This window comes from Ketobacter alkanivorans, from assembly GCF_002863865.1.
GTDB classification, from domain to species: Bacteria; Pseudomonadota; Gammaproteobacteria; order Pseudomonadales; family Ketobacteraceae; genus Ketobacter; species Ketobacter alkanivorans.
On record NZ_CP022684.1, the window covers coordinates 908,229 to 935,067 of the forward strand.

27 protein-coding genes and 1 pseudogene are annotated in these 26,839 nt (G+C 53.1%); 16 read left to right on the top strand and 12 right to left on the bottom strand.

What is annotated here, in order from left to right; all coding sequences use genetic code 11:
• Positions 1-152: 152 nt before the first annotated feature.
• A complete protein-coding gene (mtnA, locus tag Kalk_RS03700) occupies positions 153-1,229 on the bottom strand; it encodes an S-methyl-5-thioribose-1-phosphate isomerase (protein WP_101896205.1) in 1,077 nt (358 codons plus the stop codon).
• Between the two features lie 230 nt (positions 1,230-1,459).
• Here mtnA and Kalk_RS03705 point away from each other — a divergent pair, with 230 nt between their 5' ends.
• The 5 genes from Kalk_RS03705 (at position 1,460) to Kalk_RS03725 (ending at position 6,287) form a co-directional block, all read left to right on the top strand.
• A complete protein-coding gene (locus tag Kalk_RS03705; protein WP_101892915.1) occupies positions 1,460-2,815 on the top strand; it encodes a TRZ/ATZ family hydrolase in 1,356 nt (451 codons plus the stop codon).
• A complete protein-coding gene (ubiG, locus tag Kalk_RS03710; protein WP_101892916.1) occupies positions 2,808-3,506 on the top strand; it encodes a bifunctional 2-polyprenyl-6-hydroxyphenol methylase/3-demethylubiquinol 3-O-methyltransferase UbiG in 699 nt (232 codons plus the stop codon). Before Kalk_RS03705 ends, ubiG begins: the two co-directional genes overlap by 8 nt.
• Before the next feature lie 7 nt (positions 3,507-3,513).
• On the top strand, positions 3,514-4,191 hold the full coding sequence (locus Kalk_RS03715) for an HAD family hydrolase (RefSeq protein ID WP_101892917.1): 678 nt from the start codon (positions 3,514-3,516) through the stop codon (positions 4,189-4,191).
• 81 nt (positions 4,192-4,272) lie between these two features.
• On the top strand, positions 4,273-5,031 hold the full coding sequence (locus tag Kalk_RS03720) for a YciK family oxidoreductase (protein ID WP_101892918.1): 759 nt from the start codon (positions 4,273-4,275) through the stop codon (positions 5,029-5,031).
• 275 nt (positions 5,032-5,306) lie between these two features.
• Positions 5,307-6,287 carry a GGDEF domain-containing protein gene (locus tag Kalk_RS03725; RefSeq protein WP_101892919.1) on the top strand — a complete coding sequence of 327 codons (981 nt, stop codon included), beginning with the start codon at positions 5,307-5,309 and terminating at the stop codon, positions 6,285-6,287.
• A gap of 18 nt (positions 6,288-6,305) precedes the next feature.
• On the opposite strand, the gene rluB is transcribed toward Kalk_RS03725, so the two are convergent.
• The 6 genes and pseudogenes from rluB to Kalk_RS03755 form a co-directional block, all read right to left on the bottom strand.
• On the bottom strand, positions 6,306-7,145 hold the full coding sequence (gene rluB / locus Kalk_RS03730; protein WP_101892920.1) for a 23S rRNA pseudouridine(2605) synthase RluB: 840 nt from the start codon (positions 7,143-7,145) through the stop codon (positions 6,306-6,308).
• Between the two features lie 182 nt (positions 7,146-7,327).
• Positions 7,328-8,125, bottom strand: coding sequence for an SMC-Scp complex subunit ScpB (scpB, locus tag Kalk_RS03735; protein ID WP_101892921.1), 798 nt, complete (start codon positions 8,123-8,125; stop codon positions 7,328-7,330).
• A 211-nt stretch (positions 8,126-8,336) separates the two neighbouring features.
• Positions 8,337-9,098: pseudogene (locus Kalk_RS03740) on the bottom strand (segregation and condensation protein A); the annotation flags it as partial.
• Between the two features lie 131 nt (positions 9,099-9,229).
• A complete protein-coding gene (locus Kalk_RS03745) occupies positions 9,230-10,444 on the bottom strand; it encodes a tryptophan--tRNA ligase (RefSeq protein ID WP_101892922.1) in 1,215 nt (404 codons plus the stop codon).
• Positions 10,445-10,602: 158 nt separating this feature from the next.
• Positions 10,603-11,223 carry an L-threonylcarbamoyladenylate synthase gene (locus Kalk_RS03750; RefSeq protein WP_101892923.1) on the bottom strand — a complete coding sequence of 207 codons (621 nt, stop codon included), beginning with the start codon at positions 11,221-11,223 and terminating at the stop codon, positions 10,603-10,605.
• 21 nt (positions 11,224-11,244) lie between these two features.
• A complete protein-coding gene (locus Kalk_RS03755) occupies positions 11,245-12,096 on the bottom strand; it encodes a PHP domain-containing protein (protein ID WP_101892924.1) in 852 nt (283 codons plus the stop codon).
• Between the two features lie 86 nt (positions 12,097-12,182).
• Here Kalk_RS03755 and Kalk_RS03760 point away from each other — a divergent pair, with 86 nt between their 5' ends.
• From Kalk_RS03760 to Kalk_RS03775, 4 genes are all read left to right on the top strand, one after another.
• Positions 12,183-12,767: an inner membrane-spanning protein YciB gene (locus tag Kalk_RS03760; protein WP_101892925.1), complete on the top strand. Its 585-nt coding sequence runs from the start codon at positions 12,183-12,185 to the stop codon at positions 12,765-12,767.
• A complete protein-coding gene (locus tag Kalk_RS03765) occupies positions 12,767-13,066 on the top strand; it encodes a YciI family protein (RefSeq protein WP_101892926.1) in 300 nt (99 codons plus the stop codon). The genes Kalk_RS03760 and Kalk_RS03765 overlap by 1 nt, the downstream gene beginning before the upstream one ends.
• 84 nt (positions 13,067-13,150) lie before the next feature.
• A complete protein-coding gene (locus Kalk_RS03770; protein WP_158643289.1) occupies positions 13,151-13,813 on the top strand; it encodes a TIGR04211 family SH3 domain-containing protein in 663 nt (220 codons plus the stop codon).
• A gap of 182 nt (positions 13,814-13,995) precedes the next feature.
• On the top strand, positions 13,996-15,858 hold the full coding sequence (locus Kalk_RS03775) for an alpha/beta hydrolase family protein (RefSeq protein ID WP_101892928.1): 1,863 nt from the start codon (positions 13,996-13,998) through the stop codon (positions 15,856-15,858).
• Between the two features lie 13 nt (positions 15,859-15,871).
• Here the strand turns inward: Kalk_RS03775 and Kalk_RS03780 are convergent, their stop codons facing one another.
• Entirely contained in the window at positions 15,872-17,053 is a 1,182-nt protein-coding gene (locus Kalk_RS03780) for a CaiB/BaiF CoA transferase family protein (protein ID WP_101892929.1), read from the bottom strand.
• Positions 17,054-17,233: 180 nt separating this feature from the next.
• On the opposite strand from Kalk_RS03780, the gene Kalk_RS03785 reads away from it, so the two are divergent.
• The 7 genes from Kalk_RS03785 (at position 17,234) to Kalk_RS03815 (ending at position 24,078) form a co-directional block, all read left to right on the top strand.
• The gene (locus Kalk_RS03785; RefSeq protein WP_158643290.1) at positions 17,234-18,253 is read left to right on the top strand and encodes an AraC family transcriptional regulator; all 1,020 of its coding nucleotides are present in this window, start codon (positions 17,234-17,236) and stop codon (positions 18,251-18,253) included.
• 37 nt (positions 18,254-18,290) lie between these two features.
• A complete protein-coding gene (locus Kalk_RS21435; RefSeq protein ID WP_101892931.1) occupies positions 18,291-19,094 on the top strand; it encodes a potassium channel family protein in 804 nt (267 codons plus the stop codon).
• A gap of 128 nt (positions 19,095-19,222) precedes the next feature.
• Positions 19,223-19,882, top strand: coding sequence for a hypothetical protein (locus Kalk_RS03795; protein WP_101892932.1), 660 nt, complete (start codon positions 19,223-19,225; stop codon positions 19,880-19,882).
• Complete coding sequence (locus Kalk_RS03800) at positions 19,872-20,822, top strand: hypothetical protein (RefSeq protein WP_101892933.1); 951 nt, start codon at positions 19,872-19,874, stop codon at positions 20,820-20,822. The genes Kalk_RS03795 and Kalk_RS03800 overlap by 11 nt, the downstream gene beginning before the upstream one ends.
• Before the next feature lie 347 nt (positions 20,823-21,169).
• Positions 21,170-21,910, top strand: a complete 741-nt coding sequence (locus tag Kalk_RS03805) for an RNA polymerase sigma factor sigma-70 region 4 domain-containing protein (protein WP_101892934.1) — start codon at positions 21,170-21,172, stop codon at positions 21,908-21,910.
• Positions 21,911-21,928: 18 nt separating this feature from the next.
• Positions 21,929-22,795, top strand: a complete 867-nt coding sequence (locus Kalk_RS03810) for a DUF4123 domain-containing protein (protein WP_101892935.1) — start codon at positions 21,929-21,931, stop codon at positions 22,793-22,795.
• Between the two features lie 77 nt (positions 22,796-22,872).
• Complete coding sequence (locus Kalk_RS03815) at positions 22,873-24,078, top strand: IS256 family transposase (RefSeq protein ID WP_101892936.1); 1,206 nt, start codon at positions 22,873-22,875, stop codon at positions 24,076-24,078.
• A gap of 64 nt (positions 24,079-24,142) precedes the next feature.
• Here the strand turns inward: Kalk_RS03815 and bfr are convergent, their stop codons facing one another.
• The 4 genes from bfr to Kalk_RS03835 all read right to left on the bottom strand — a co-directional run bounded on the left by bfr (position 24,143) and on the right by Kalk_RS03835 (position 26,747).
• A complete protein-coding gene (bfr, locus tag Kalk_RS03820; RefSeq protein ID WP_101892937.1) occupies positions 24,143-24,613 on the bottom strand; it encodes a bacterioferritin in 471 nt (156 codons plus the stop codon).
• Positions 24,614-24,707: 94 nt separating this feature from the next.
• The gene (locus tag Kalk_RS03825; protein ID WP_101892938.1) at positions 24,708-24,878 is read right to left on the bottom strand and encodes a (2Fe-2S)-binding protein; all 171 of its coding nucleotides are present in this window, start codon (positions 24,876-24,878) and stop codon (positions 24,708-24,710) included.
• Between the two features lie 87 nt (positions 24,879-24,965).
• Complete coding sequence (locus Kalk_RS03830) at positions 24,966-25,193, bottom strand: hypothetical protein (RefSeq protein WP_101892939.1); 228 nt, start codon at positions 25,191-25,193, stop codon at positions 24,966-24,968.
• Positions 25,194-25,400: 207 nt separating this feature from the next.
• Positions 25,401-26,747 carry a DegQ family serine endoprotease gene (locus Kalk_RS03835; protein WP_101892940.1) on the bottom strand — a complete coding sequence of 449 codons (1,347 nt, stop codon included), beginning with the start codon at positions 26,745-26,747 and terminating at the stop codon, positions 25,401-25,403.
• Positions 26,748-26,839 lie beyond the last annotated feature (92 nt).

The window sequence follows — 26,839 nt, forward strand, 5'->3', positions numbered from 1 at the left end:
GGGGTTGGTCTTTCGTCGTTTTTGTCATTGCCCCTGACGGCTGGCAAGGCCGATTTTAAAGCTCCAAATCATAGCACAATGCGGCCACAGTGAGCTAAGGGCAAAAGGCGGTTTTTTATAGAAATATTGCGCTTTTGCCCCCCCCCTATCACTCAGTGTAAAGCTGGCTTTTCCATCAACTGGGCAATACCGGCCAGCGAAGGCCGTTCCACGACACCCTGCTCGGTCACTATGGCGTCTATCAGCTCGGCCGGGGTTACATCAAAAACCGGGTTGTACACATCCACATTTTCAGGTGCCAGGCGATGGCCTTTCACTGCCACCACCTCCTCTGGCCCCCGCTCCTCTATGGGGATATCCCGTCCGTTGGACAGCTCCATATCAAACGTGGTGGTAGGGGCCGCCACCATGAAGCGCACGCCGTGATGCTTGGCCAGCACCGCCAGGCTGTATGTGCCGATTTTATTGGCCACGTCGCCATTGGCGGTAATACGATCAGCACCCACGATGACCCAGCTGATACTGCCCTGCTGCATCAGGCTGGCGGCAACGGAATCTGCCATCAGAGTAGTGGGGATGGCGTCTTTTGTGAGCTCCCAGGCAGTTAGGCGGGCACCCTGCCACCAGGGACGGGTTTCGCCGGCAAAAACACGATCGATCAGTTTTTGCTCCCAGGCTGAGCGAATCACCCCCAATGCTGTGCCATAACCTCCGGTGGCCAGGGAACCGGTATTGCAGTGGGTTATCACCCCCCGGGCAGGCATATTGTATTGGGCGATCAACCCTGCACCGAGCTTACCCATGGTGTGGTTGGCCGCCAGGTCCGCCTCATGAATGCTTTTTGCCTCCCGCAGCAGCTGCACCACAGGGTCTTCGTCATCAGACAGGCGCGCCAGTGCACGCCGCATTTGATCAAGCGCCCAAAACAGGTTCACTGCCGTAGGCCGGGAGGCCGCCAGGGCATCAATGTCTTGCTGAACAAGATCCAGCCAATGATAGGCGTCTTCATTACGCCGATTACGGGCCGCAATGACCACCCCATAGGCCGCCGTGATGCCAATGGCCGGTGCCCCCCGCACCACCATGTCACGAATGGACGCCACCACAGCATCCACATCCTGATGCTGCAACCACACCTCTTCCAAAGGCAACAGACGCTGATCCAGCAACCAGAGCGAGTCATCACGCCATTCTATTGCGCTAACCGAATTTTCCTGTGGTGAAACCATGGGGCGATCTCCTGAATATCGAGCGCGGATTATAGAGGGCGGCCCAATTACAAGCAAAGCAAACCAGCCTGCCGCAAACTTCATCATGGGCACCAAACAGCTCGGCGAAACATCAAGAAAACATAAATAGAACAATGACTCCTGAATCTTCGGCAACAGAGGCTTCCCTTTGTCTGCGTTGCGAAACACAGGTACTATTGCCCCACGCGAACACAGCGCAGGAATTCACCATGCCAGAAAACTCTACCACTCCGGAAAATACCACCGTTGCCACCCTGATCAACGCCCGCTGGGTGCTGACCATGGACTCGAAGCAACCCTTTCTGGAGCATCAGACCATCGCCATCGACAAAGGCCGCATCGTTGCCATTGCGCCTCAAGGCAGCCTGAATCTAAAGGCATTGGAGACGATTGAGCTACCGGATCATGTGCTGATGCCAGGCCTGATTAACGCCCATGGCCATGCCTCCATGAGCCTGTTCCGCGGCCTGGCTGACGATCTGCCACTTATGGATTGGTTGCAAAACCACATCTGGCCAGCGGAAAGCCGCTGGGTAGACGAAGCCTTCACCCTTGAAGGCGCGGATCTGGCCATGGCGGAAATGATTCGCAGCGGCACCACCTGCTTCAGCGACATGTACTTCTATCCCAACATGGTGGCCAAGGCGGCGGCCAAAGCCAACATGCGCTGCCAGTTGAGCTTTCCGATACTGGATTTTCCTACTAACTGGGCGCAGAACGCTGATGAGTACCTGCGCAAAGGCCTGCAGCTCCATGACGACTTCCGCAACCACCCTTTGGTGCGCGTGGCTTTTGGCCCCCATGCGCCTTACACCGTGTCCGATGAACCCTTGAAAAAAGTCGCTGCCTACTCGGTGGAAACCAATATGGCGGTGCAGATTCACCTGCACGAAACCGCCTTTGAAGTGCAGGAAGCCGTTAGCAACACAGGGCAACGCCCGATTGCCCGCCTGCATGAACTGGGGTTGCTGAACCCGCAACTGCAGGCAGTACACATGACCCAGTTAACCGACGAAGAGATCCAGCTGCTTGCAGAAACCGGCACCCATGTGATTCACTGCCCGGAATCCAACCTGAAACTGGCCAGCGGTTTCTGCCCGGTAGCCAAACTGGTGGCGGCCGGTGTCAATGTGGCATTGGGCACCGACGGTGCCGCCAGCAACAACGATCTGGATATGTTCGGTGAAATGCGCACCGCCGCCCTGCTGGCCAAAGGTGTATCCCAGGATCCCAGTGCCGTTCCCGCCAGCATCGCCCTGCAAATGGCCACCATCAATGGCGCCAAGGCGCTGGGTATTGACGATCTGACCGGCAGCCTGGAAATTGGCAAGGCCGCCGACATGATTGCCGTACACATGGATGACGTTACCTGTCAGCCCCATTATCACCTGGAATCCCAGCTGGTATACGCCACCCCCGCCAGCCAGGTCACCGATAGCTGGATCGGCGGCAAGCAGGTGATGAGACAACGCAACCTGACCACCCTGGATCTGGACGCAGTGCTGTCCAAGGCCAAGCTCTGGAAAGCACAAATTCAACAGGCAGACGAGCACCCCAATGAATAACGTAGACCAATCCGAGATCGCCAAATTCGAATCCATCGCCGACAAGTGGTGGGATCTGAATGGAGAATTCAAGCCACTGCACGACATCAACCCCCTGCGCTTGAACTACATCAATCAGCGTACGCCGCTTGCAGACAAAGCCGTATTGGACGTGGGCTGTGGTGGTGGCATTCTCAGCGAAGGTTTGGCGTTTCGGGGTGCCCAGGTAACCGGTATCGACATGGGAGATGCCAATCTGAATGCGGCACGAATCCATGCGCAGGCGCAGAACCTCAACATCGATTATCGCCTCATCACCGTAGAAGAGTTGGCCGCCGAAATGCCCGGCACTTTTGATGTGGTCACCTGCATGGAAATGCTGGAGCATGTACCGGATCCATCAGCCATCGTTCGGGCGTGCGCCGCCTTGGTGAAACCCGGTGGCCACGTATTCTTCTCCACCATTAACCGCAACCCCAAAGCCTACGCCATGGCCATTGTGGGGGCTGAATACGTGATGAACCTGGTGCCCAAAGGCACCCACGAATACATGAAGTTCATCAAACCCTCGGAGCTGTCCGGCTGGGCTCGCCGTGCGCAGCTGGCTATTCACGACCTCAGCGGCATGAACGTAAACCCGCTTACCATGAGCTTCAAAATAACCAAGGATGTGGGCGTAAACTACTTCCTTTATTGCACCAAACCGTCCTGAGAGCAGTATGTCGCCAAGAACCCCTGTAGCTGCAGTACTATTTGACCTGGACGGTACACTGATCGACACCGCGCCGGATTTCGTTCGCATCGTCAACCAGATGCGGCAGGAGCATGACCTTGCCCCGTTTTCCTTCGAAACCATTCGTCAGCAAGTATCCAACGGCGCTCGAGCCTTAACCACGCTGGCATTTGGCGCAGAAGACAGCAACCCCAACTTCGCCCAGCATCTGGACACACTACTGACCCGCTACGAACAGCAACTTGCCGTGGATTCCTGCCTCTTTGACGGCCTGAACGAATCACTGCTGACATTGGAGCAGCGCGGCATTCCCTGGGGTATTGTCACCAACAAACCCAGTCGCTATACCAACCCATTGCTGGCAGGGCTGAATCTGAATGAGCGCTGCGCCGTTGCCATCTGCCCTGATCAGGTCACCCATCGCAAACCCCATCCAGAACCCATATTAACGGCATGCAAGCTGATCGGTGCTGACCCGCTTCACACTATCTACGTTGGCGATCACGCCCGCGATATTGAAGCCGGGAAACGGGCCAACAACTTTACCGTGGCCGCCGCCTGGGGCTATCTGAATGAAGGCGAACAAGCGCAGGACTGGCAAGCAGACATCACCCTGCAAAGCCCCAACGACTTTAAGCCCTGGTTGCAGCAATACCTGAACTGAACCGGCAATTATCAAACTCAGTCTCAAACTGACATACAGATCTGGTAGACTAGCCTATACGACTTTTGGATGGATTCAGCCATGACTCAGAATTTCACCGACTACCAAGCTTCCGACAACCTGCTCAAGGATCGCGTTATTTTGATCACCGGTGCCGGAGACGGTATTGGTAAAGCTGCCGCCCTGAGCTTTGCCCGCCTTGGTGCAACAGTGGTGCTGCTGGGTCGCACCGTGGAGAAGCTGGAGAAAGTCTACGACCAGATCGAAGCTGAGGGCGGTAAACAGCCTGCCATCGTGCCGTTAAACCTGGAATCCGCCAGCCACATTGAATATCGCCAAATCGCTGAAACCATTGAAACCGAGTTTGGCCGCCTGGATGGTCTGTTATTAAACGCGGCCATTCTTGGGGATGTACGCCCCCTGGAATATTTTCCGATGGAACTGTTTGAAAAGGTCATGCAAGTGAACGTCAATGCCCAGTTCATGCTGCTACGCACCCTGATGCCTATGCTGCGCGAATCCGAACAAGGCTCTATCATCCTCACCACCTCATCGGTGGGCAGAAAGGGCCGTGCTAACTGGGGTGCCTACGCTGTTTCAAAATTCGCAATAGAGGGCATGATGCAAACCCTGGCGGACGAGCTGAAAGACACCAGCAACATTAAAGTAAACTGCATCAACCCCGGCGCTACCCGCACCCAGATGCGCGCCAGCGCCTACCCCGCCGAAGAACCGGCAAGCATTTGCCCCCCCGATGCCATCATGCCCCTCTACAACTATCTGATGGGGCCGGATTCTGCCGGTGTCACCGGCCAATCCCTCGATGCGCAGGTTAAATAGGCCCGCCCATAGCGCCTGCTGAGCCCGCAACGGCCAAAACGTGCCGGAAAACCGGCACCATGGCACGATCGTACCACCAAGTTCTCACCCTCCCCCTGACAAATCGCTAAAAATGCCTGATATTTGACACCGATCACATGTATTCCGGTGTCATCAGACGGTCGGTTATCGTTTAACCAAGTAAACCTCTTGTAAACTAAGGGAAATCTACAATTCGTATAAATTTAGATCAAGGCTGGCACGGTCTTGGCATTACTCCAGGCAGATGACAAACCATGTCAAAGATTGAATTGGATGAGGAACTGGTAATGAACGCGATAATCGGTGCGCGAATTGTTGACCTGGACAGCAATGGATTGGTAAACAGCGAACTCCATGGCCCTGAGGGGTTTCGAGCCCGCAGCCATAACGAAGCGCTGGCTCTGTCACGACTCAACGCAGTATTGCAAACCAGCATCGAATTGCCTGAGATTATTCGCCTGTTCTTTAAAGAGATCCAGCGAGCACTGTCCCTGGACGGATTAGCCTACGAGCACCGCAACAATCGCTTTGAATACCAACTGGGGGATCAGGATGGCTACCCCTCACACTATCGCATTCAAACCGACAGTGACTATCTCGGCGAGCTGACCTTATTTCGCACTGAGGAGGATTTTCAGCAGAGCGATCTGGAAAAGCTGGATCGCCTGGTGACGGCTTTGGTTTTCCCGTTGCGCAACGGCCTGCGTTACCATGAAGCGGTACGCGCCTCTCTTACAGATGGGCTCACCGGTGCCGGTAACCGCATCAGCCTGGATTCAATCCTCAGCCGAGAAGTAGATCAAGCCAACCGCTACGGTCACCCGCTTTCGGTGCTGATTCTTGACCTGGATTACTTCAAACACATCAACGATACCTTTGGCCATGCGGTGGGCGATCACGTGTTACGCAATATCGCCAACGCCATCAAAGCTACTTGCCGCAATGCCGACATGACCTTCCGTTACGGCGGCGAGGAATTTGTGGTTCTGCTGAACAAGACGGATGTGGCAGGAGCCAAAATTGGTGCCGAGCGCGTTCGCCGAATTATCGAAAACCTGGACATTTGTCTGGGTGACGCCAGCATACCAGTCACCACCAGTATCGGTGTGGCCAGTCTGTGTCATGGTGAAAGTCGCGAAGGTTTACTGAAACGTGCCGACAAAGCGCTCTACGGTGCTAAGGCTAATGGTCGCAATCGAGTGGTGGTGGCCGAGCCGACTCTGGCCAATGCCTGAGTCGACCCGTAATTCGGGCTAGTAACGACGGCGGCGCAAATAGCCGCCGCGGCGAACTTCTTTTTCCACTGCCCGCTCAGATCGCGCCTTGGCGCGACCATACAAACCGGTGCGCTTGCGCAGAGATGCACCGCAGCTTTCTGCCAATTGGTCGATTGCCTCTTTATCAAGCTCGATCCAACGACCTGCCTTCAGACTGCGTGGCAATTCAATATCGCCATAGCGCACGCGGATCAGTCGGCTCACCTGAACGCCTTGAGTTTCCCACATACGGCGCACTTCACGCTTGCGACCCTCGCGTAACACAACGTGATACCAGTGGTTAGTGCCTTCACCGCCGCGATCAGAAATATCATCAAACTTGGCTTCGCCATCCACCAGCATAACGCCGGTGCGCAACGCCTCCAGATTGGCCTCGCCGACCTGACCGTGTACGCGAACCGCGTACTCACGCTCGATATTAGAAGACGGGTGCATCATGCGATTGGCTAAATCACCGTCGGTTGTAAACAGTATCAGCCCTTGGCTGTTGATATCGAGACGGCCAATGGCAACCCATCGCTGATCTTTGAGTTTGGGCAAAGCATCAAACACGGTGGGCCGATTGCCGGGGTCAGTACGAGTACAGACTTCGCCTTCAGGTTTGTAGTACAGAATCACTCGGCGGATGCTTTCCTCTTCCGAGTCAAACGCCACTACCCGACCGTCCACCCGCAGCTCGTCACCGTCTTCGATACGATCGCCAAGGGTGGCAAGCTGACCGTTGACCGATACTCGGCCAGCGTCAATCCACTCTTCCATGGCACGACGGGAACCCAACCCCACACGGGCCAATACTTTTTGTATTTTCTCACTCATTAGTTACTGAACTCATTATATGAAGCGGGAACAGGCCAACGCCCATCCACTCGCAGTACCAATCAACAGTCGACGTAAATAAAACTTCAGTATAGTGCAGCCTCACGGCTACCCCAGCCACTCTGGGGAATGGACAGAAACTGTAGCTAATCGTAAAAATCTAGAATGCTCAACCTAAGTTGCTAATCCAGTTTCGTTTCCTGCTCCTGTTCCGCCCGATCTGACTCAGCGTCCGCGGCGTCATCCGACGCTGCCTGAGCCGACTCTGCAGCAGGTTCCTGTTCGGAATCAGCAGCTTGGGACTCTGATTCCATTGCTTCCATTTCTACCGGCGCAACCGCCGTTCCTTCTTCGTTCTCTTCTTCGCTATCGCTAATCTCTTCAACATCCAGTTGCCCGTTGGGGTCCATGCCCATTTGCACCAGTTCCAGTTCGGCATTGATGGTGTCGAGATCACGGATTTCTGCCAACGAAGGCAGCTCATCGAGGTTCTTGAGATTAAAATAATCTAAAAACTGGCGGGTGGTTCCGTACATGGCTGGCCGTCCGGGCACATCCCGATGCCCCACTACGCGCACCCACTCGCGCTCCAGCAGGGTTTTGGTGATATGGGTACTGACGCTGACACCACGGATTTCTTCAATTTCACCGCGGGTAATGGGCTGGCGGTAGGCAATCAAGGCCAGTGTTTCCAGCAAAGCACGGGAGTAGCGCGCGGGTTTTTCTTCCCATAGACGGCTGATCCACTCGCCGATGTTTTCCTGCACTTGGAAACGATAACCCGACGCCACCTCTTTCAGCATGACTCCGCGCTCGGCGTAATCCTGTTTTAACTCATTGAGGGCGTCCACCAGCATTTCTGTGGGGAGTTCTTCCTCTTCCAGAAACAGTGCGGCCAGCTTATCCAGTTTCATGGGTTGGCCCGCTGCAAACAGCGCACCTTCCACTATGCGTTTTACCTTCTGATGATCAAGAGACATTGTTGTGTTCTTCGCTCTCTGATTGATCGTTATTGCGCTCGTTATCCTCTGGGGATGCGTGCGGATCGTATTGTTCACCCAATCGCGGCTCATCCTCATCGACTTGCGCCAATACCGGAGGAGCCACCGGTTCAAATGCACCTTCTGCGGGGTTTTCAGCCTGATCTATTGCAACGTCTTCGTCATCCGGGCCTGCTTCATGGGCGGACTCGCGGGCCTTGACGTGGATCGGGCCCAAAGGCTCGGTTTGCACCAACTCTACCAATGATTCTTTTACCAGTTCCAGAATGGCCAGAAAGGTAACAACCACCCCAAGCCGACCTTCTTCGAAGGTAAACAGGCTGACAAATGGCACAAAGCGATCCTGCCCGAGCCGTTCCAGCACCTGGGTCATGCGCTCGCGGGTGGAGAGTTTTTCACGGCTGACCTGATGGCTTTCAAACATGTCAGCCCGATGCAGAACTTCCTGCAGGGCCAGCAGCACTTCTTTCAGGTCAATGTCGGGGTGGGCTTTTTCCCGCTCGAATTTAGGATGCTCGGCTTCGGCAAGATGGACATCTCGGCCCATGCGCGGCAGCTCATCTATGTCTTCGGCGGCTTTCTTGTAGCGTTCGTATTCCTGCAGACGGCGGATCAGCTCTGCCCGAGGGTCATGCTCGTCGTCTTCTTCTTCACTTTGGCGAGGCAGCAGCATGCGGGACTTGATCTCCCCCAGCAAGGCCGCCATAACCAAATATTCCGCCGCCAGCTCAAGGTTCAGGCTCTTCATCAGCTCCACGTACTTCATGTACTGGGTGGTGATCTGAGCAACCGGCACATCGAGGATGTCCAGGTTTTGGCGTTTGATCAAATACAAAAGCAGGTCCAGCGGCCCTTCGAATGCCTCCAGTATGACCTCGAGGGCATCCGGTGGAATGTACAGATCCTGGGGCAGCTTGGTGAAGGCCTCGCCATACACCAACGCAAATGGCATTTCACCCTGCTGAGGATGCGCCGTTTCGGCTTCCGCAGCCTGAGGCGCGTCTGCTTGCTGCGCATCTGCGGTGGGCTCCTGCTCAATCACAGGGGCGTCTTCCAGCAGGGTGTCCTGTTCGGAAATGCTCATTAGAAGTATCCCAAGCCCATGGCTTCGCGCACCTCTTCCAGTGTTTGTTTGGCGGCATCACGGGCCTTTTCGCAGCCTTCTGCGACTATGCTTTTCACCAGATCCGGGTTACCTGCGTATTCGGACGCGCGGATGCGGATGGGTTTCAGCTCTTCCTGCACAGAGTCGATCAGCGGCTTTTTGCATTCAAGGCAGCCTATACCGGCAGTCTTGCAGCCCTGCTGGACCCAGTTGCGGGTGCTGTCGTCGGAATACACCAGATGCCACTGCCACACCGGACACTTTTCTGGATCACCGGCATCGGTAAGACGCACTCGGGCCGGATCTGTAGGCATGGTGCGAATCTTATGCATGACGTCATCTTCGCTGTCACGCATGGTGATGGTGTTGTTGTAGGACTTGGACATTTTGCGCCCATCCAGCCCGGGCATTTTGGACGCCGGGGTCAGCAGTGCCTGCGGTTCGGGCAGAATTACTTTGCCACTGCCTTCAATAAAGCCATGTAAGCGTTCTTTATCGCTGAGTGTGATGTTTTGCTGCTCCCGCACCAGTGCGTGGGCAGTTTCGAGGGCACTTTCGTCACCTTGCTCCTGATATTTGTTGAGCAGGCTTCGATAAAGCTTGGCGGATTTTTTGCCCATCTTTTGAATCGCCTGTTCCACCAGCTCTTCAAAGCCTGGCTCCCTGCCGTATAGATAGTTAAAACGGCGCGCCACTTCACGGGTCAACTCAATATGAGATACCTGATCGGCACCGACCGGCACTTGACCGGCACGGTACATCAGGATGTCTGCACTTTGCAGCAAGGGGTATCCCAGGAATCCGTACGTGGCCAGATCTTTCTCTTTGAGCTGTTCGATCTGGTCTTTATAGGTGGGCACCCGCTCCAGCCAGCCCAAAGGGGTCATCATGGACAGCAGCAAATGCAATTCAGCGTGTTCCGGCACCCGGCTCTGGATGAACAGGGTGGCCGAACCTGGGTTGATCCCCGCCGCCAGCCAGTCGATCACCATGTCCCACACTGATTCCTCGATAACGCGAGGATCTTCGTAATGGGTGGTCAGGGCATGCCAATCTGCCACGAACAAAAAGCACTCATATTCGTGCTGTAGCTTCACCCAATTTTTAAGTACGCCATGATAATGGCCAAGGTGCAGGCTGCCTGTGGGGCGCATGCCAGAAAGGACACGCTGCTCCGAAACTGCTGAGCTCAAGGTAAACTCCTGATTTTTATATGATGTTCTGCTGTCATTAGCGTCTCCCCCAGCCTCACGGCCACGGCGCCAAGACGAAAGGGGTGATTATAGCGATATTCGTCACGCTGTCGAAGCGCCATAAGCGGGTTTGGGGCAGTATGTGGCAAACTATCCTATTAAAGGAAGGGCGACGGGTCGCCTTTGCCTTCCCGTATTACGATGGGTGAATCCCCTTCCAGGTCAATCACGGTGGTGGTTTCCATCTCCCCCCAGCCTCCATCCAGCACCAGATCCACTTGTTTGCTGACCCGCTGGTAGACTTCTTCGGGGTCAATGAGCGGGTATTCTTCACCAGGCAGCAGCAAGGTTGTGCTCATGATGGGCTCACCCACCTCTTCCAGCAACGCCTGCACGACGTTGTTGTCCGGCACTCGCATGCCGATGGTTTTCTTTTTGGCGTGCATCAAACGCCGCGGCACTTCGCCTGTGGCCTTTAATATGAAGGTGTAGGCGCCGGGGGTATTGGCTTTCAGCAAGCGGAAAGCCCAGTTCTCAACCTTGGCGTAATTCGCCAGCTCCGACAGATCTCGACACAGAATGGTGAACTCGTGTTTCTCATCCAGTTGGCGTAGCTGCACGATACGATCCAGACCCCGCTTGTTCTCCAGCGCACAACCCACTGCATAGGCAGCGTCGGTTGGATAGACCACCACCTCACCGCCCCGAATACGGTCTGCCGCCTGTTTGATCAGGCGTTTTTGTGGTGTTTCGGGGTGGATTCGAAAAATATCGGTCATTACTTTCTACCTAATTGAATTCTAACTGCGTGGTTCCAACAGCAGGCTCACCGGGCGGCAACGGCTCGGCAGAGGAGGCATGCTGCCCAATCGTACCCAACGCATGGAGGGGCCATGATAATCGCTTCCCTGGGAGGCATAAAGCTCAAATTTAAGCGTTAAATCAGCCAGTTGCTGCACCACATCGGGGCTGTGGGTGGCCACCGAAACCTCCAGCGCCTGGCCACCGGACTCGGCAAAGTCCTTCACCAGATGATTCAGTTTGGTACGGGTGAGCTTATAGCGCCCGGGATGCGCCAGCACGGCAACGCCTCCGGCCTCCCGTATCCAGCGCACAGCCTCAGGCACCGTCGGCCAATCGGTTTTGACATAGGCTGGCTTGGCTTGGGCCAGATAACGCTGAAATGCCTGTTTGCGGTCGGTGCAGATGCCCTGCTCCACCAGCACCTGGGCAAAATGAGGCCGGGCCGGGGTATTTTGAGGCGCAATGGCTGCGGCTTTTTCGTACAGGCCGGGGTAGCCCAGCTTATCGAGCCGGGCAGCGATGGTACGAGCCCGCGCCTCACGCCGCGCCATCTGACTCTGCAAGTGTCCTTGAAAACGTTGGTCCTGAGGCTTAATACCCAGGCCAACCACGTGGATGTCCATGCTGTTCCAGCGGGATGAGATCTCCACCCCGTCAATCAGGGTCAGGCCCAGCTCATCACAAGCAGAGCGCGCCTGACACAAACCTTCGGTGGAATCATGATCGGTCACCGCCAGCACCTGAATCCCGGCTTGGGCGGCCCGAGCCACCAGTTCGGCGGGCGCCAGCTCCCCATCGGAAGCGGTAGTATGCAGGTGAAGATCGATAATGGAGGGCTGATTTTGCATGGATTTTCCAGTTCTGCTCAGCAGGGAGTGCTTAGGCTGAGCAAATATTCTATCATTGGGGCCTCAACAAATATGAATTAATTGATATGAAACAGTTTTTTGACTTTTTTCCGGTTGGGCTCTTTGTGGTTGCTTACTTTACGAGCAAAGACATGATCCTGGCCACCAAGGTGTTAATGGCCGCCAGCGTGATACAGATTGCCGTGTTCTGGATCTGGAAGCGCACCGTAGAAAAACTCCATTTGGGCACCTTTGTCGTGGTTGTGATCATGGGCAGCCTAACCATCTTTCTCGATAACCCCATCTTCATTATCTGGAAGCCCTCCATCATCAATTGGTCCATTGCCACCGCGTTTCTGGTTAGCCTGTTGATTCGCAAAAACCTGGTGCGCAAGGCTGTGGAAGGGTTTCTAAAACAAGCCCCCCATCTGAGCCTGAAGATGCCGGAAGAAAAGTGGGCTCCACTGTGTATTGTATGGGTGCTGTTCTTTATTCTGCTGGGTTGCATCAACCTGTTTGTGTATTTCACCTACGGTCAGGATTTTTGGGTCACGTTCAAACTGGTTGGGTTCACCATCATCAATATGGTGTTCTTCGTTGGCCAGTTTATCTACTTGTCCCGCTACATCACCGAAATTGAACCGGATACTAACCAGGAGCCACAGGGATAATGTATTACGCCATTGTCAGCGAGGATGTCGAAAACAGTCTGGAAAAGCGCATGGGAGCGCGGCCGGATCATCTGGCCAGACTGGAGCAACTGAAACAACAGGGTCGCCTGCTGGTGGCTGGCCCCTTTCCCGCCATTGATAGCGAAAACCCCGGGACAGCAGGTTTTACCGGCAGCCTGGTGATCGCCGAATTCGAAAACCTGCAAGCCGCACAAGAATGGGCGGACGCTGATCCATACATCGCCGCCGGGGTTTATCAGAACGTCATGGTGAAGCCCTATAAAAAAGTGCTGCCATAATCGTCGATTGTGATGTGGGTTAACGTTAAAAACCGGGTAAAACCTTTACACTGCGCCAATACCAAAAAGTCACGGGGAAACACAGTGAAACAGTTGATCAGCGCTATTGTTACTTTGATCATCGCCAGCGCCATTGCGCTGCCAGCCACCGCAAAAACCATCTACATTCACGACAATCTGCGCGTGGATATGCGAACCGGCCCGAGCCTGGAATACCGCATCATCGACTTCCTCCGCAGCGGCACCAAGATGCAGGTGCTGCAAGAATCAGGGGAATGGATTCAAATCGAAGCCAACGGCAAAGAGGGCTGGATTCAGTCTCAATACACCTCCGAAGAACCCATCGCCCGGGATCAACTGGCTCAGGCCCTGAAGGAAATCCAGGCGCTGAAACAGGAGAACAGCGGCTTGAAATCCAAGCTTTCTGAATCCCAATCAGAGCTGGGGGGGCTGAAATCCGACCACTCCAAGATGACCAACAGCACCGAAAAACTGCAACAGGAGCTGGATCGAGCCCAGCAGACCTGTAAAAACGCGATCTCGACGGAAGCGGCTTACCGCCAACTGCAAGAGGAAGCCGAATTACTCAAGGTAGATGTCGAAAAGCTGAAAGTGGAAAACATCCGCCTATCCGAGGACAACCTGAAATCAGGTATTCAATGGGGTGCAGGCGCCGTGTTCCTGGGCGTGATCCTGGCTTGGCTAATCGCAAAAAGCAGCGCCAAGAAGCGTCGCAGCGAATGGTAGCGTCTCCCTTATAAGTTCCAATATTGATGCCCTATATTTCCCAGCCCGACCGAGCGTCGGGCTGCTGCTTCTATAAGCTTCTCCAACACCCTCCTTTTGAGGCCGGTCTGAACAAGCATTTACGCCGCGATCCGTGCTAACGTTTGCGAACACACAAATATAACAACGAAAAAGGTGTACCCGTGAATCGTCATTCATTGTCATTGCGCCGTGCTGGCTGGTTGTCCGCTGCCGGTATAGTTGTGCTGACCGCATTTCCGGCCCTGGCCAAACCACTTTGCAACCCACTGACTCTTAACACCTGTGGACTGCCGTTCCCCTCCGATTATTGGGTGGAGACCGAGCCAAACAGCCCAACCGGTGCCCGCATAGACATCAGCGATGAGATACTGCGGCCGGAAGTGCTGGCGCAACTGCCGGTGGAAAACGGCATCAGCGTAGAACAGATATTCAATGATGCATCAGGTTTCTCTGCCGCCTCAGCCGTGGTGTTCGAGTTTGATAACCCACCGGATACCGCCACCCTGCCCAAACACGGGGGCAGTGCCGTGCTCGCCTTTGATCTCACCGCAGATGCGCCAGTGGATATTCGCACCCAGATCAACGAATACGCTCGCGGCCGTCGCGTCAGCTCGCCATCCCAGGTGTTAGAAATCTTTCCCATGGGGCGCTGGAGTTTTGGTCATACGATTGCCGTAGTGGTCACCAAATCTCTGCATATCGAAGGCGAGCAAGATGACTTCGAAAGCTTCCACAGCAATGCCAGCGATCCCGACCAACAGACTTACATCACAGCATTATCACAGGCCATACAGCGCATGGGGCTGACACCGGATCAGGTGCGCACCGCAACCCTGTTCACCGTAAGGGATCGGAACGAAGTATTGAACCCGATCCGTGATCTGGTCACCAGAACCTTTGACGCTGAACACCCGGTGCGCAACATTGAAGTCCACTACAAAAGCTTCTTCAGTCGCAAAGCTGCCCTGATAACCGGCGAACTGCTGACCCACAACTACCGCCGCGAAAACGGCATCGGGCTGGTGGATTTCGAAGGCGATTATCAGGAACAATGGATTCCCTTCCGCCTTACCCTGCCCAAAGCGGCCCGCAATTCAGGCGCGGTTCCCATCGCTTTTTACGCCCATGGCCTTGGGGCCAACAAGGAAAGCGATCTACTCATGGGTGACCTGAACGCCGGGCTCGGTATCGCCACCTTCAGCGTAGATTTCCCGAATCATGGTGCCCGCGCCGAAGCCGATGGCGGCGGCGTATTCGAAAACCTGATCATCGACAAAGTAACCCGTGAAATCGGTATGATGACCCAGAACAACATCGACTTCGCCGCAGCCCACAAAGCACTGATCGGCATGTCGGATCTGGATGTAGTGGGAAGATGGCGCTGGGGCAGCTGCTGGCAGTGTGCTGACGGCATTGCCGATCTGGATACCCGTCGCGTGTTCATGCAAGGCACATCTCTGGGTGGCGTGCTGGGATCAGCCTACGCAGCATTGTCCCCGGATCTGGACGGCGCGGTGTTTCAAGTCAGCGGCGTCGGGGTAACCAGCATTCTGGCGGGCTCTTTACTGTGGGATCTGCGCTTCTCCCGCCTCGAACCACCCGCGGCAGACGGTGCCGAAGCACTGTTACTGAAAGGCGCCATCCAACAACTATTGGATTACGGTGACCCCATCAACTATATCGACCTGATGCGATTTCCCGATGACGGACGCCCCATCCGGCCGCTGTATGTTATGACCGGCTCCGGCGACAGCATCGTGCCCAACGACAGCTCCATCGCCTTGGCCAGAATCGCAGGCTTACCCTTGGTGGGCGAAGCGCTGTATGAGATGCCCGGCGTGGAGCAGCAAGAGACAGTAGATGAGCTTGGCTTTGGAATCAGCCAACTGCCGCCCCTCATGGCAGATCTGGAGTTCCTGATTGGCCCCCTGCTTACGGACGCCTCCGGCCATATGTCGTTCCTGTGGACCAGTTCGGCCCAACAAAACAAAGCCTGGATCAGGGAATTCATTCTGCAACAATAAACAACACCGGCAATTACATCGTCGCGCCGGACTTACGCAGTCCGGCGATCTCTTCCTCACTGAAGCCAGCACCCAGCAGCACCTCATCGGTATGGGCACCCAGCTGGACACCGGTGAAGTCATAGCGTGGCGGGGTTGCCGAGAATTTAACCGGAGACGCCAGTTGGCGCTGTGAACCACCCCCTGCGGTCGGCACATCCACCAGCAGCTCGCGCTCAACAATATGAGGATGCTCACAAGCCTCACTGAAACTGAGCACCGGCTCCACACAGGCATCCAGCGGACTGAATACTTCCACCCACTCAGCCAACGTGCGGGTTTTCATCACCGCGGCAATATCCTGCTTAAGCGGCCCCTGAATATCCGGGTTCAAAGCCAAGCCCTTGCTCGACCACTCAGGATGGCCGATGGCCTGGCAAAACTGGGCAAAAAACTGCGGTTCAAGGCCCGCAACCGATAACCAGCGGCCATCCGAGGTCTCGTAACAATCGTAAAAACTGCCACCGTTAAGCTGCGTCTCTTCCAGCCTGGGCTCCACACCACCCACCAACGCAGGCGGCGCGGTCAAAGCATGCATAGAGAACGCAGCATCGGTCATACTGATATCCAGATGCTGCCCTTCACCGGTTTGCTGGCGATGAATCACCGCTGCCAGAATCGCCATCACCGAATGATAAGAACCACCCGCCACATCTGCAATTTGCACATTAACCGGAGCCGGGCCACCGTCTTTACGCCCGTTATAACCAGCAACCCCGGCGATGGACAGGTAGTTCAGATCATGGCCTGCGCGCTGCTTATACGGGCCGGTCTGGCCGTAGCCGGTAATCGAACAAAAAATCAAGCCGGGATTGGCCTCTTTCAGCACCTCATACCCCACCCCCAATCGATCCATCACGCCGGGGCGAAATTGCTCCACCACAATGTCATAATCCTTCACCAGACGCTTCACCACGGCCACCGCATCGGGCCGCTTCAGATCCAAAGCCAGTGACTTCTTGGAGCGATTCAAAAAGCCATGACAAGCCGACACACCATCGTCCATCGGCGGCAGCATGCGCACCATATCCGGCCGTGTAGGCGACTCTATGCGCACCACCTCCGCGCCCCAATCAGCCAAAATCATCGCACCAAAAGGCCCTGGCAGCAGTGTAGTGAAGTCCAAAACCTTAAGTGAAGAAAGTGATCCGCTCATGTCATATCCAGTATTGTGTCTATTATTACTGTTAGATGTTTGAATAACATACTAGGTTGCACCCCACACCGAAGACATGACCAGATAGCTCAAAAACCCTGTCTATTTGAGACATTTGTTTGCCATATGTCCTCCGCTGGGGCAACATTCCCACGCACTAACCTGAACTTATTAGCAAAGATGAAAACCAATACTGTATCAGTTCATTACGTCAACGCGTGTCTGGAGCGTGCCAAGCAGGCAGGGCTTGATATACAGCCGTTCATTACCCGACTGGATGTATCACCGGAGATCCTGCAGGATCCGACCGCCCGCATTCCCAGTGAAGAGTACGTGCGACTTGCTATACACCTGGTGATGGCCACCAATGACGAATTCCTGCTGTTGGGCGGCATACCCCGTACCCGCCCTGGCACCTTCGCCCTCATGGCTCACGCCACTATGCCCGCAGGCAACCTGCAGCGCGGCATCCTGCGCTGCTTCCAGTTCTACAACCTGCTGGTGGATGACATCCACTTCAAACTCAGCAAACGTAACGACGAAGCCATTATCAGCCTGCGCTTCGACAACCCCGAACTGGATTGGGATCACCAGACAGCAGACAGCGTCCTGGTACTGCTGCATCGTTTCTTCAGCTGGCTTATCGGCCAACGGCTGGAGCTGACCCAAGTCTCCTTAAGCGGAGAGCCCCCGGTACACCGCCAGGAATACCAACGCCTGTTCCGTACCCGCATTCTGTTTAACCAGCCACTCAACGCCCTGCACTTTAAACAGAAGCACCTCGACAACCCCATTACCCAGAACGAATCGACCCTCAAAGAATTCCTGCGGGATGCCCCTTACAACCTGGTGGTGATCCCCGACAACGATGACAGCCTGACCGCCAAAATCAGAGCCATCATCGGCAATGACTTTCGTCATGAGTTTCCCGACTTCGAATCAGTTGCCCGCTCACTCAACAGCACACCACAAACCCTGCGTCGCCACCTGAAACATGAAGGCACCTCTTATCAGGAAATCAAAGACACCATGCGTCGGGACGCCGCCATCTACTACCTGAACCGCTCTCAGCTCACCATCAATGAAATCGCCGAATTGATGGGGTTCTCCGAACCCAGCACCTTTCACCGTGCGTTCAAAAAGTGGACAGGCCTCACTCCCGGAGCCTATCGCCAAAACAGCGACCAGGAGCTGCTCTAACAGAGCTATACTGAATCAATGCGTTATGTGAGGAAACATGCAAAAACAAACCATTGATGTTGTTATGGGGTTCGGGGGCGTCCACCCGGCGGAGAACGACAAGGCATTAAAATGGGGCGGCTATCTGGAAGCCCCCATGCTGGTGGTTGCGCTGTGGATACTGATGGACTGGTACCTGATCAGCCGCGGCTTAATGAGCCTGAGTGAACGTGAAGTCTTCGACTGGATAGTCTGGATTTTCTTTGTTGTTGAAACCGGCCTGCTCACACTGTTGAGCACAGACAAACTACGCCATCTCAAACGAAACTGGGCCAATGTAGCGATTATCTGCCTGGCGTTTCCACTCTTGTTTTCCGTCAACGAACAATTCGGTGTATTCAGGCTGATCCGCCTCTTCTTTCTGGTAGGATTCTTCAGTCACAACATTCGCATCGTCATGAACGTACTGACCCAGAATCATCTGGGAAAAACATTAATGATCAGCGCACTCTTCATAACCGGTGCAGGCATCCTCATAGCAGGCATTGATCCCGCCATAGACACACCGGCCCAAGGCATTTGGTGGGCCTGGGTAACGGTAACCACAGTCGGCTACGGCGACGTCGTTCCGGTCAGTCTCGAAGGCCGCATCTTCGCCTCACTGTTAATACTGATGGGTATATGTCTTGTCTCCCTGATCACAGCCAACGTCTCCGCCTATCTTCTGTCTAAATCTGCACAAAAAGAACTCCGCTACGAACAACGAGAGCTGCGTAAACTTTTGGATGTAGAAGAGCGGATCGAAGGACTGGAAAAGAAAATTGACGCAATTTTGGAGGAATTGCGCACAAACAAAAAATAGCGCACAAGCATGTAAGAAATCTCTCACATAATTTGCCCCCCTCCTGTCTCTATAATTGCGGCGCGCCTGAGAAGCTTATTGGCCATAGGATGTGCCGCTTCTTTGAGTAGTCAGGACAAGGATGTGTAATGAGAGCAGTCAATACGGCCGAGTGCCAATATTTTTCCAGCAAAGAAAGTGATCACGAATACTTAAGTTCACTGCTGGCTGGCGTGAACAAACGCTTCTTTCAAAATGCCGTAACAGCAACCGCGCTCTGGCAAGTACCCAAAGGCACCGTCTCTCTATTCATAGGTGAGCAAGGCAGAAAGCTCACCACAGAGGACAAGCTCTACAATGTATTTGAACAGGCCAAAACACAGATCCAATCAGGCCAGCTAACCGCAGCCATTGCCAATCTGGAAACCTGCGCCGCTGCGAACCACCCTGATTCGAAACTACTGCTAAGCCACCTGCTAAAACGCCGAGGCGACTCGCGCTGGCAACATTTTGCACAAGAGTACAACCGACATTGTGCCACCGTTCGCGCAGTACCTGCCGCCTGTTACTACGCAGACAGCGCCACCATCGCCATACATCCGCACCTGCAGGAACTCAACACTCCGCAATTTGTACTTAAGTACCTGTTGTACCATGAGTGCTGTCATCAACTGGTTCACTGCACAGACGAAACCCCACACCCTGAAGAATTCATGGAGTGGGAACATAAAGCCCCAAACCGTGACCGGGCGCTGAGCTGGCTGGAGAAACAGGGATTTCCCACACTTCGCACAACCCATGCTCCATAACTTACGAACACTGCGGTATGCGTTGCTGATTGCATTATGCGTTGTATCAGCAACAGCCAATAGCACCACATGCGATCAGCAACCCAGCGTTGCCTGTCTTGTGCAGCACATCAACACACAGATAGAAACACTGGAAACTCAAGGCAAGCAACTCAATCCGACAACCCGCACTCACTGGGCCTATGAATCGCATCAACTAAACAATAGCCCTACACCCAAGACTAACAACCTGATCGCAACGTTGATGCTAGAGGACGAATTTATTCAGAGCCTGCGCCAACGCAACAACAACTCATTACAACAACCACACTCACAACAGCTTGCAGAGCGCTTCCATGATCTACTGGCCCCCAACGCAAACAGCCTGTTGATCGAATACCTGACACTGCAACTGCAAGACGCACAAGCCGAAGCACTAAAACGTAAGCAACTTGAACACGTAATCGTAATTGGCACCACGCCAAACGCAACACTGCTCCAGATCGCACGCTCTGAAATACTCGGCGGCGCCCCCAACAAGGGCTTATCAACCCTCAACAACACCCAAATAGATGAATTCAGCGACATTCACCTGTTCACCGAAAAACACAACCTAATGGAATTGGGCACCGCAGCAAAAACGTTATTTTTAGACCCTGAATCGGCCACGAAAAACTGTAAACAGGACAGCCGCCACGCAATCAGCAGCGTGACGCATTACTTCAGTGAACCACATCAAACGCTACTGGAAGCATTATGGAATACACCAGACATTAACCTGGCCTGGAAAAACCAACTGAACGCAGCCATCCTGTATCAAAATGCCGGCAGCTGCTCGCTCTTCATCAATCTTCATGTGCATCACCTGATTCAATCTGCAACAAACTACCACGCAGAAACCGATTCAAACATACTGAACCTGATCTACCTGTTACGAGCTATCCGGCGCTACATCCTATAAGGCCGCCACACTGCGCAAGTTTTTGCACACACTTTCCAAGCGCACATCCATTAGAAAGACACCTGCACCACAAATTTTTCCTATGAAAATAAAATGAATTTTTCACTTTTGTGTATGGTTCTTGTAACTGCAACAAAAACCAAGCAGCCGCTCATTTTTAATCAAAACTTAATCACACTTTCGTGTAAGAAATTGCTCAATTTGATGCAATCCTATTGTCTTCAAAAAAACCCATTGCTAACCTAGCCGCCGTTCCAAGTCGACATTTCACTTGGGCAGGCAGAACCATGTAAGCGGGGGCTTATTCAATACAGGTTCTGACCTTTTTTCTATGGATGGGAGTTACTATGAACGAGAGCATTTCACGATTCCGCAATCTTGCAGAATGGCCTGAAGATGAATGGCACGCACTCAACATTCATTTATTTATCGCAGCTAACTTTAATCGCTACTGTTCCGGCCTTATCAAAAAAATTGGCTTGCAGTATTTGCCCAGTGACGCAACCGATTCAATGATGAGCCTGTTCTGCGACATTGCCTATCGTCCGCTGCAAACGGTTCACGAAAAAAACCTGGATGCAACAGGTAATCGACGCAATCAAATCATGCTGGGCACCCTGAAGATGATCACGAATACCCGGATGGTAGACGCGCTCATCAAAGAGTACCCATCCTACGTGGCACTGGAACAACTGGTGGAATTCCGGGATGAAGACAACAGCCTGGACGCTCCGTTTGCCCATGATGAATACCGCTCCGTGATACCCGACGTTCTGCTAAATGAGTCAGCATTTTTTGCTGCAGAAACCTGCGATGTCGATCTGGAAGAAGTCGATCTGGAAGAGGAAATGGAAAAGGATCGCATTACCGTCATGCTGGAAATGCTCCGCTCTTATCTAACCCCAGTACAATATCGGCACATTCGCTATGCCGTGTGCGAAGGTTTAACCTCACAAGAGATAGCACACCGAACGGGTCATTCTGTCACCAATGTGCGCATAATGCTGTTAAACGCACGTAAGAAAATGCTGGATCTGGTGCCCCCTCACCTCACCGAATCCATGCAAGAATTTTTACATAGAAAATAAGCGAACCTGACCGCGCGCATGCAAATATACAGGGAGCATGAACTTGCACCGGCTCTTTCCGATGAACTCCAACAGTCATCGGATTGTTCATTGTTTGCCATCATTGATGGTACCGGTGCACCAGATGCCCTATATCATTTTTTTCGCTATGCTCCAGAGGCAGACTACCATCCTCTGTTTCTGGGAACGGATCTCGAACATTGCCTGCCCCACTCGCCTTACCTTGCCCACATCTCCCTGAGCCAAGTGGAATACATGGAGCTGGCCAGCCAAACCAGGCAAGGGGTTCTATGGTTCACATCACCGCTCACTCTGCATCAGCAAATCGATTTCTGGAAATGCCGACTCTACGTTCACACAGATAATGTCGACACCCGCCTGTTTCGATACTGGAGTGGCCCCATCACCCACCGTTATCTGGCCGCGCTCAAACCCGAACAGCAACAGCAGTTCCTTCCTCCCGTTGCTTCAATTGCAACCCCGGATGCTGATTCACGCCAGTGGACGCTACGAACCATCCAACCAAGTAACAAGATCCATTTGCCCCTCCCTCTGGATACGTGGACGATACCCGAACACCATCTTGATATTTTTAATGATCGTTTTGAACAAATACAGATAAGCGAAATAGAAGCCGCGTTATGGTCCCGGATACCGGAAACATTGGATCAAACCTACCCTGCATTCATTCCACAACGGATTGCAGCAGGCATCAATCAAGCCCGGCAATTAGAACTGCATAGCGACTATGCGCTGGAAAAGTTTATAGAGTGTCAGTTTCGGTGGGGAAATGATTTCTGGAGACATCCAGACTTTGCGGAACTTTGGGAGGCGAGTAATACCGAGCAAGGCTTCCTCAACAGAATCGAAAACGCCATTTACTGAAAAGGCTTGGAAGGGCACGGGGGTAGTGTTCAGAATTCTGTGTCATTTCTTTATCATTAGACCAAAAGAGATGACCTATGACCAAACCTACTTTCGATATGGAAGCCGCCCTCAAAGCCCTGCGTGAAGGCCAAGACCTCACTGGCAAGGACGGCATCCTGACACCCCTGATCAAACAGCTCACTGAGGCCGCCATGAAGGCCGAGCTGGAAGAGCATCTGGCCAACGAGGAAGCCCCTAACCGTAAGAACGGCAAGTCTTCCAAGACCATAAAAGGCCCTACGGGCAGCTTTGAGCTGGATACCCCCAGAGACCGGTCTGGCACCTTCGAACCCCAGCTGGTCAAAAAGAACCAGACTCACCTCACCGATGAATTGGAACGCAAGATCCTGGCTCTGTTTGCCCTGGGTAACAGCTATCAGGACATCCGCGGCCATATTGCCGATCTCTACGGTGTCGAGCTTTCCAATGGTACCATCAATGCTGTCACCGACAAGCTTCTCCCAGAGCTTCAGGCATGGCGTGAGCGAGATCTGGAGGCTATCTATCCGATCGTCTGGCTGGATGCGATTCACTACAAGATCAAGGAAAACGGCCGCTATGTCAGCAAGGCTATCTACACCATTCTGGGCCTCAATATCGAAGGCAAGAAGGAGCTGCTGGGCCTGTATTTATCGGATCAGGAAGGTGCTCACCACTGGCTATCTGTGTTGACCGACCTGAACAACCGGGGCCTAAAAGATATTCTGATTGCCTGCGTGGATGGCCTGAAAGGCTTCCCTGAAGCCATTGAGACCATCTACCCCGACACCGAGATTCAGCACTGCATCATCCACCAGATCCGCAACTCCATGAAGTACGTTGCCTCCAAAAATCAGAAAGCCTTCATGAGTGACCTGAAGTGCGTTTACAAGGCTACCACCCTCAACGCCGCAGAAATTGCCTTGGACGACCTGGAAGCCAAATGGGGCGACAAATATCCAATGGTAATCCAGTCTTGGCGCAGTAAATGGCCGACGTTATCGACTTACTTTAAGTACCCGGATTACGTGCAGAAGGCGATCTACACGACAAACGCTGTCGAGGCTGTACACCGCCAGTTCCGCAAACTCACTAAGACGAAAGGCGGCTTCCCTAATGAAAACAGCTTACTGAAGCTGTTGTATGCCGGTATACTCAAAGCCACTGAGCGATGGACTCACCCGATACAGAACTGGAACCTGACGCTGTCACAGCTCACAATCCACTTCCCAGACCGGCTGGAGAAATACATCAGCTTATGACGCCGCTAGGCTGACACAGAATTTTGAACGCCCTCGGCACGGGCCCAACCAAGCCAACCTTGATTCAGCTGCCCATTTTAGACTGCAGGTAGTTCTTAATGCCGACCTTCTCAATCAGCTCCAGCTGGGTTTCCAGCCAATCTATGTGCTCTTCTTCAGATTCAAGAATATCCACGAACAGCTCTCTTGAAACGTAATCCTGCACTTTTTCACAATGGGCGATGGCCTCTTTCAAGTCCGGCACCGCATCCCATTCCACCTTAAGATCACACTCCAGCATTTCTTTAACATCTTCCCCTATCCGCAACTTACCCAGATGCTGATAGTTAGGAAGGCCTTCAAGCAGCAGAATTCTATCTGTCAGCTTGTCAGCATGCTTCATTTCATCGATGGATTCGTGATATTCGTGCTCTGCGAGCTCGTCAAGCCCCCAGTTTTTGTACATCTTGCTGTGCAGAAAATACTGATTGATAGCAACCAGTTCGTTACCCAAGACTTTGTTCAAGTATTCAATAACTTTTGCATCGCCCTTCATAATGATCTCCCTCTACATTCCCATCAACATACTGATTAACAGCAGTAATTGGTGTAAAGGTAAACCGATACAGGATCTATTGCAAAACTAAGTTTTATTGGGAAAGTGATTGCTGGCGAAGACAGCTTTTAGCATCGTTACCACACTTGCCACACTGAGATCCCACACCCGTGCGATCACGAAGCTCCTTATAGTCATTCACTCCTGACTTAACAGCTTGTTGGATATGTTTTTCGGTAACGGCCTTACAAATGCAGACATACATAATAGGTATCACCCTCAAAGTATGAGAGTAATAATATTGCGAATGACAATTATTGTCAATTAGGAAAAGATAGCATTCGACACGATATTACTTAGTATCGTCAGTAACAGGCGTTTGGCTCGCTGGCGCTTTCTCCTGCTCATCGTCCACTTCACTGACAAAATAGACGCCTGCGGAGCCGAATCTGGCGCGCCCTTCCTTGCACTCGTAATGCTCAAGCTTCTTTTTTATGTCATCCGGTGTAGCAAGAAGCTTATCGAGGGTTTTTTCGCCCGCTCTGATCTTTGTAAAGCGAGAAAAAAAAGACTTTTTCATAATAGGTTGTTGCTCGGGATTGAAGCTGCGAAAGTCCGCGTATTGTATCTATCTAGCTTATAAAATCGACAAATAAGACTTAAAAACCGGAAGTCTTAGACACTTTATTTACCCATCAGTGCCATTATGACCCCATGGTCCGAATCGTACAACCTTACCAAAACTGCGCCACCCGCCGGATGGGTGACGCAGGTATACAGTATGTAGCTATTTAAGTACCAGATAGAGCGCCGCATTGCCTCTGAGCAACCTCAACAGCAGCTGGTTTTTACTTTTGCTGACCGCGCTTTTCAGGTCATCCAGATCTTCTACCCTACGCTTGTTAACACTGGTTATCACATCTCCCTGACGCAACCCATAGGACTGAGCAGGAGAGCCCTGATCCAGCGCCTGAATCACAACACCTTTCGGTTCCTGATTATTGGCCAAGTGCGCCCCATCCAAAAACTTATGCAGGCTTTTCGAGGCCAGCAAGTTACCCTGAGACTCACCCACTTTGGCAGACAGGGTTTTCTCCTTGCCATCTCTGATGACTTTGATCTTCACTTTATCTCCGACACGGTGCACTCCAACCGCATTGCGCAACTGAGCGGCAGACTTCATGGGCTTCCCGTCAAACTCCACAATCACGTCGCCCTGCTCAATACCGGCATCCTCTGCTGCAGAGTCCTTCTGCACTTCGGAAACCACCACACCTTGCTGATCACCAAGCTCAAAGGCTTCCGCCAGATCCGGAGTAAGATCTTGGATGATCACGCCCAATTGGCCGCGCTTAACTTCGCCGTGTTCAAGAATCTGTTCAAGACTGTGGCGAGCCATATTGGTGGGAATAGCAAAACCAATACCCACATTACCTCCGGCCGGTGCAATAATTGCGGTATTGATTCCGACCAGTTCACCATTCAAATTCACCAGCGCCCCCCCTGAATTACCGGGGTTGATTGATGCATCAGTCTGGATGAAGTTTTCATAGCCCTCTATCCCCAAACCAGACCGACCGATCGCACTTACTACACCGGTGGTAACGGTCTGCCCCAGGCCAAAAGGATTACCAATAGCCACTACGAAATCCCCAACCCGGGTTCTCTCTGAGTCGGCCATTTTCACTTCACTTAAATCACTGCCATCTATATCCAGTATCGCAATATCCACATCGGGATCGGCCCCCACCAACTTAGCGTCAAAAGTCCGCCCGTCGTTCAACGAGACTTTTATTTCATCCGCCCCATCAATAACGTGAAAGTTGGTAATCACCGTACCCTCGGATGCATTCACAATTACCCCCGAGCCCGCACTCTGTGAGCGCCTCATTTGTGGTGATCTCTGATGGGGGCCAAAAAAGTGCCGAAAGAAAGGGTCATTCATCAACGGATTCGCTTCCTGACGAGTGGCGAAGGTTGATATGTTCACTACAGCAGGGTTCACCTTTTCTAGCATGGGTGCTAAAGAAGGCAGTTGTTTACCATCGCCATCCGCAATAGGCCATACGGCCATGGCAGGGGTGCCCACCACTGCCAATAAAACCAGTACCAAAATGCGTTGTGTTAACTGCATCGGAAACTCCTTGTGCAACAGTATTAAGTTCGAGGTTCCGAATTTCGACCCAGGCTGCGCAGGTTAGTTCCGGCTTGAAAAAGGCCAAATTT